Source organism: Micromonospora palythoicola, from assembly GCF_036689795.1.
GTDB lineage: Bacteria > Actinomycetota > Actinomycetes > Mycobacteriales > Micromonosporaceae > Micromonospora > Micromonospora palythoicola.
This window is the reverse complement of the sequence record NZ_JBAGKI010000012.1, coordinates 106,834-113,442: the sequence shown is the minus strand read 5'-3', so window position 1 is coordinate 113,442 and position 6,609 is coordinate 106,834. Positions and strand designations below refer to the sequence as shown.

Below are 6,609 nucleotides of genomic sequence, written 5' to 3'. Positions count from 1 at the left end.
CCCGAACCTGCCCCCCCACCCCGACCCCGCCCCCGGTGCCCGACGACCAAGATGTTCGGGGCCGGACTCGTCTGGAGCCCGCACCAGAACTTCTTGATCACTGCGGGCGGGACGGGGGCCGGGTGGGGCGCCGGTCGCCGACGGCACCCCACCCGGGGATCAGGACACGGTGCAGGGCGCGCCGTTGACCGTGACCAGGTTGGGCGACGGGTTCGCGCCGCCGCCGGTGGTGGCGTTGAATCCGAACATCACCGAGGCACCCGGGTTGATCCGCGAGTTGTACGACTCGCTCTTCGCGGTCACCGTGGCCCCGGACTGCGTCACCTTGGCCATCCACGCGTCGCGCACCTTGGCGTCGCCGGTGAAGGCGAACCGGGCGGTCCAGCCGTTCACCGCGGCGGTGCCGGTGTTACGGATGTTCACCTGGGCGGTGAAGCCGGTGCCGCCCTGCCACGAGCCGTAGTTGGTGTACGACACCGTGCAGGTGGGCGCCGGCACGGCGGCGGAATCGCCCTGGTCGGCCAGGAACGAGGAGATCCAGGCCAGCGCCGAGTTCCAGTTGATCGCCACCTCGTTGGTGGAGTACGAGGCGATGTCGTCGACGTAGCAGAACATCGGCGCGCAGCCCTCGAGCAGCTGCTCCACGAACGGGTCCTGGAGCGCGGCGTTCGGACCACCGGCGATGGAACCGGCCGGCGGCTTCGGCATGCTCGGGTCGAGCTGGAAGCCGAAGATCCGGCTGTGCTGGTTCTCCGCCGCGTGCTCGCCCCACCCGGTGACGTACGAGATGTTCAGCGCGTTGCGGCCGAGGATGTAGTCCATCGTCTGCACCGCGCCGTCGCGGTACTTCGCCGCTCCGGTCAGGTCGAACGCCGTGGCCAGCACGACCGCGTTGTTGATGATGGCGCCGTTGCCGCCCCAGAAGTAGCTGTTCGGGTCGCCCGGCATGGGCAGCCCGTACGCCTGCCGACGGATCTCGGCGAGGTAGTTGTCGGCGGCGGCGATGACCGACTCGCGGATCCGGGTCCGCTCGGCGGCCGGCAGCCCGTTCGGCACGGTGGCGAGGTCGAGGCGGCCCAGCGCGGCCACGCTCTGCCAGCCGAAGCCACGGGCGTCGAAGACGTCGCCGGTGTGGTGCGGCGAGGCGGTCAGGTCGGTCAGGTAGGTGCGCTCGCCGGTGGTCAGGTACAGCTCGGCGGCCGCCCAGTAGAACTCGTCGGTGACGTTGGTGTCGTCGTACGGGCCACCGCCGTTGCCGGTCGCCGGAGCGTACCGGGCCGGGTTGGCCTTGGCCGCCGCGTACGCGGTCTTCGCCGCGCTGCCGCAGCGCTGCGCGAACTCCTTGTCGTACGGGGCGAACAGCCGGGCGCACTGAGCGGCGACGGCGGCCAGGTTCAGCGTGGCAGCGGTGGACGGCGGGTGCAGCTCACGCGGCTCCGGGTCGTCCTCGGGCTGCATCGGCAGGCCGGTCCAGTTCCGGTCGTGGATCTTGTGGTGGGCCATCCCGGCCAGCGGCTTACCGGCCGGTACCTGCATCCGCAGCAGGAACTCCAGCTCCCAGCGGGCCTCGTCGAGGATGTCCGGCACCCCGTTGTCCCGCTCGGGCAGCCGCAGCGTCCCGTCGCCGAGGTCGGCGCCGAATCCGGCCGTGGCGGCGTTCTTGGTCCGCTCGAAGGCGCTCAGCAGCTGGTAGGTGGCGATACCGCCGTTGACCACGTACTTGCCGTGGTCGCCCGCGTCGTACCAGCCGCCGCGCACGTCGAGCCGGTAGTCGCAGGAGTTGGCGACGCAGGGCACGTCGGTGTCGCCCTGGTTCGGCGCGACGCCGAGGTGACCGGCGGGCCGGGCGTACTCCTCGCCGACCAGGTCACCGTCGATCTCGATACCGCTGCGCTGGATGTAGAAGAACTGCAGGGCGTCCGACCGCAACTGGTCGTAGAGCGTGCCGGAGATGTCGAACGGGTGGCTGACCTCGCCGTCCACCGCCAGCGTCAGCCCCTGACCCGGGGTGCGGTACGACGAGAAGTCCACCGAGTGCACGTTCTGCGCCGACGCCTCGTCGACCCCGCGCGGCGTGGTGGTGCCGCTGGCCAGCACGGCCCCGGACGCGGAGTGCAGCTCCCAGGGCAGCGCCTCGGTGGCGTCGGTCACCACCGTGGCGTTCTTCGGTCCGCCCGGCAGGTAACCGACCTGGTTCACCCGGACCCGGGGGCCGGTGTCCGGCACGTACGGCTCGGGCGGGTTGCCGCCGCGCAGCGAGACGTTGTCCAGGCAGACGGTCCGCGGCTCGGCACTGCCGCCGATCTGGAAGATCAGCTGCGCGCGGCTGTCGTCGTTCGGGGCGACGAAGGTGCGCTCGACCCGCTGCTGGGTCGGGGTCGCGGCGGCGGTGACCGAGTAGTAGCCGGTGTAGGGCTCGCTGCCGAGTTGCAGCACCGCGGCCACCGGGCCACCGGGGGTGGAGGTGACGTCGAAGCCGAGGGTGTACTCGGCGCCGGCGATCAGCGGCAGCGCGTCGTGGCCGATGCCGGCGTCCCAGGGGTTGGCCAGGCCACCGGCCACGGTGGCGCAGAGCTGGCCGTCGACCACCCCGAGCGTGTTGGTGCCGTAGGAGAACCAGGGCGACGAGCCGTCGCTGAAGTCGCCGTTGCGGATCTGTTCGGGTGCGTCAGCGGGTGGATCGGCGAAAGCGGTGCCGGCGCTAACGCCGACCAGCACCACGGCGGTCGCCGCGGCGAGTACCGCGAGACGACGTCGGGATGGCGTCACGGGGGAAGTCCTTCCGGCGAGCGGGACGGAACAGGCGAGGTGGGGGTGAGAGCTGGGAGCGCTCCCAGGTATCGGGCATGTTTCCAGGACAGGCAGGACATGTCAATCGATCGCATCCGATGAGAATTCACGTTCACCGTCAGTGAGATTCACCGCGCCACGCCGGGCGGTCCTGATCTCCTAGAGACAACCGAGCCCTACTCCTGGCAGGCTGCGTGCCATGACCCTGAAGCTGCGTTCCGCCGGGGCGAGCGACCGTGGGCTGATCCGCAGCGGAAACCAGGACGCGTTGCACTCCGGCACCTGGCTGGTCGCCGTCGCCGACGGCATGGGCGGCATGGCCGCCGGGGACCTGGCCAGCGCCATCGCCGTCGGGGCGATCGCCCCGCTGGACCTGGAGACGCCGGAGGACGTGCTGGTCGCCGCGTTGCAGAACGGCATCAAGCTGGCCACCGAGCGGATCCGTCAGGCGGTCGCCGAGGATCCCCAGCGGCAGGGCATGGGCACCACGCTGACCGCGCTGCTGTTCGCGCGTACCGGCAGCTGCCTGGCACTGGCCCACGTGGGCGACTCCCGGGCGTACCTGTTCCGCGACGGTGTGCTCAAGCAGATCACCCGGGACGACACCTTCGTGCAGATGCTCGTCGACCAGGGCCTGATCACCCCGGACCAGGCCGGCAGCCACCCTCGGCGCGCCGTGGTGACCCAGGCGTTGCAGGGCGACGAGGTCTCCCCGACGTACGCGACGATGGTGCCCCGGGCCGGCGACCGCTGGCTGCTGTGCAGCGACGGGCTGTCGAACGTGGTACGGGCCGACACCCTGGCCGAGGTGCTGGCCGGCCAGCGGGAGCGGGAGGCCTGCGCCCGCGGCCTCATCGACCTGGCGTTGCAGGCTGGTGGACCGGACAACATCACCGTCGTCATCGCCGACGTGGTCGACGAGCCGTGAGCACTCAGGAGCGCCGTCCGGCCCGCCGGGCCGGCGTGGCCGTGGTCGGATCCTCCGGCCAGGGGTGGCGCGGGTAGCGTCCGCGCAGCTCGGCGCGGACCTGGCGGTAGCCGGAGCGCCAGAAGGAGGCCAGGTCGGCGGTGACCGCCACCGGCCGGCCGGCGGGGGAGAGCAGGTGCAGCAGCACCGGCACCCGCCCGCCACCGACCCGGGGTGCCTCGGCCCAACCGAAGGTCTCCTGGAGCCGGACCGCGAGAACCGGCGCGGCCGGGTCGGCGTAGTCGACCCGGATCCGCGAACCGCTGGGCACCGCGATCCGCTCCGGCGCCAGGTCGTCCAGCCGTCCCGCCAACGACCAGGGCAGCAGCCGGCGTAGCGCACCGACCACGTCGACGCGGGCCAGATCGGCCCGCCGCCGGGCACCGGCCAGCTCCGGCCCGAGCCAGCGCGGCGCGCCGGCCAGCAGCGCCTCGTCGGAGACGTCGGGCCAGTCGTCGCCGAACGCGTACCGGCAGAACGCCAGCCGCTCACGTAGCGCCCTGGCCGCCGGGGTCCAGGTCAGCAGGTCGAGCCCGGTGTCGTGCAGGCCGGTCAGCAACGCGGCGGCGATCTCGTCCGGGTCGGGCCGGGCCAGGGGACGGTCGACCAGCCCGATGGCACCCAGCCTGAGCACCTCCCTGGCCACCACGTCCCCGTCCGACCAGGCGACCTCCCGCTCGCGACGCAGCAGCGAGCCGGCCGCCGCGCGGGCGGTCCCCTCGTCGAGGACGGCGGCCAGCCGGACCCGGGCGGACGCCGCGCCGGGAGCGCGGTCGGCCACCGCGACGGCCAACCAGTCGACGCCCGCCAGCCCCGACCCGGGCGCCAGTTCCGCCGCGGTCCCGCCACTCATCAGGTACGCCGAACCGCCCGGCCGCCGCACCCGGGCCAACCGTTCCGGGTACGCCAACCCGACCAGCAACCCGGCGGCCAGTTCGTCGGGCAACCACCCCGGCTGGTCTGGCCGCTGCGATCTGCCGGACGGGTTCGTTGGAAGGGCGGCGCGCAGCCGGCGTACCTCCGCACGCCAGCGGGCAGTGGCGGCCGGGTCGGTGCCGGCGCGCAACCGACGCCAGGCGGCGCCGAGATCGTCGCCGGGACCGGCCACGGTCGGCTCGCTGAGCAGGGCCACCACCTGCGCCGCACGATCGGCGCCGACCCGGTCGGCCCCGTCGAGCAGTGCCCGGGCCAGCCGGGGATGCGCGCCGACCGCGACGACGGCCCGGCCCCGCTCGGTGATCCGGCCGTTCGCGTCGATCGCACCGAGGGCGGTCAGGGTCTCGGACGCCACCGTCATCGCCGCCGACGGAGGCGGGTCGGGCAGCGCGAGCCCGGTCCCGCCGGGGGCGCCCCAGGCGGCGAGTTCGAGGGCGAACCCGGTCAGGTCGGCGGTGGCGATCTCCGGTTCCGGCTGTGCGGGCAACCGCTCGTGCGCCCCGGGCGACCAGCAGCGGTAGACCTGGCCGGGCGCCTCCCGACCGGCCCGGCCGGCGCGTTGGGTCGCCGCCGCGCGGGACACCGGCACGGTGACCAGGGCACCCAGCCTTCGGGCCAGGTCCAGCCGAGCCACCCGGGACAGTCCCGCGTCCACCACCGTCCGCACGCCCGGCACGGTGAGACTGCTCTCCGCGACCGCCGTGGCCAGCACCACCCGCCGCCGCTGTCCCGCCCGCAGGGCGGCGTCCTGCTCGGCGCCGCTCTGCCGACCGTGCAGGCGCAGCACGTCGACTCGGTCGCCGAGTTCGGCGAGCCGGCCGGCGACGGCGGCGATCTCACCCACGCCGGGCAGGAAGACCAGCAGGTCGCCCTCCTGCTCGCGCAGGGCCCGCCGGACGGTGGCGGCGACGTGGTCGAGCAGTGCCCGGTCCACCGGGCCGGCGCCGGACGGGGCCACGGGCCGTGGCGGTGGCGCCCAGACGCGGGCCACCGGATGCAGTGCCGACGAGGCCCGAACCACCGGTGCGGGCACCGGGCCACCGAGCAGGGCGGCGAAGCGGTCCGCCTCCGGGGTCGCCGACATGGCCAGCAGCCACAGCTCCGGCCGCAGGGTGGCCCGGGACTCGACGCTGAAGGCGAGCGCCAGGTCGGCGTCGAGCTGACGTTCGTGGATCTCGTCGAGCAGCACCGCGTCGACACCGGCCAACTCCGGGTCGTGGTGCAACCGGCGGACCAGCAGCCCGGTGGTGACCACCTCGATCCGGGTATGCGGTCCGGCCCGTCGCTCACCCCGGACCGCGTAGCCGACCCGACCACCGACCGGCTCGCCGAGCAGGGCCGCCATCCGCCGGGCGGCGGCACGAGCGGCCACCCGGCGGGGCTGGGCGACGATCACCCGCCCGGCCACCGCGTCGGCCACGGCGAGTGGGGCGAGGGTGGTCTTGCCGGTGCCCGGCGGGGCGACCAGGACCGCGCTGCCGGCCGAGCCCAGCGCCGCCACCAGCGCCGGCAACACCGGCCGGACCGGCAGGTCGATGGACACGTCGGAGAGCACGGCCCAGTCTCGCACCGCCGACGTCCGGGTCCTCGGGGGCTGCCCCGGCGTCTTCCTCGGGGCTGCCTCGGCGTCGTCCGTGTCGATACCTCGACTGCCCGGGGCGCTCGCGTATGCGTCCGTCGAGCCACGCGTGTCCGTCGAGCTACGCATGCCCGTCACATTCCGTGGCCGCGTTTCGGAGCCCGACCCAACCTCCTTCGCCCCTTTGCTCTGCTTCAACCCACGCAACGACTACTTTGCGTGAGTATTGTCTCGCTGTTTTGGTTGGCCAGCTCCCGGCATCGCGGCAGGTCGGTCGGGGGTTGCGTCGGTTGAAGCAGAGCAAAGGGCCCGAGGCGAGACATGGGTGGGTGAGTGG

At 73.6% G+C, this 6,609-nt stretch carries 3 protein-coding genes; 1 reads left to right on the top strand and 2 read right to left on the bottom strand.

What is annotated here, in order from left to right:
• Positions 1-159: 159 nt before the first annotated feature.
• Positions 160-2,769, bottom strand: a complete 2,610-nt coding sequence (locus V5O40_RS08165; protein WP_332904905.1) for a glycoside hydrolase family 9 protein — start codon at positions 2,767-2,769, stop codon at positions 160-162.
• Between the two features lie 220 nt (positions 2,770-2,989).
• On the opposite strand from V5O40_RS08165, the gene V5O40_RS08160 reads away from it, so the two are divergent.
• On the top strand, positions 2,990-3,718 hold the full coding sequence (locus tag V5O40_RS08160; RefSeq protein WP_269738906.1) for a PP2C family protein-serine/threonine phosphatase: 729 nt from the start codon (positions 2,990-2,992) through the stop codon (positions 3,716-3,718).
• A 4-nt stretch (positions 3,719-3,722) separates the two neighbouring features.
• Here V5O40_RS08160 and hrpB read toward each other — a convergent pair whose 3' ends face one another.
• Positions 3,723-6,248: an ATP-dependent helicase HrpB gene (gene hrpB, locus V5O40_RS08155; protein ID WP_332904913.1), complete on the bottom strand. Its 2,526-nt coding sequence runs from the start codon at positions 6,246-6,248 to the stop codon at positions 3,723-3,725.
• Positions 6,249-6,609: the final 361 nt, after the last annotated feature.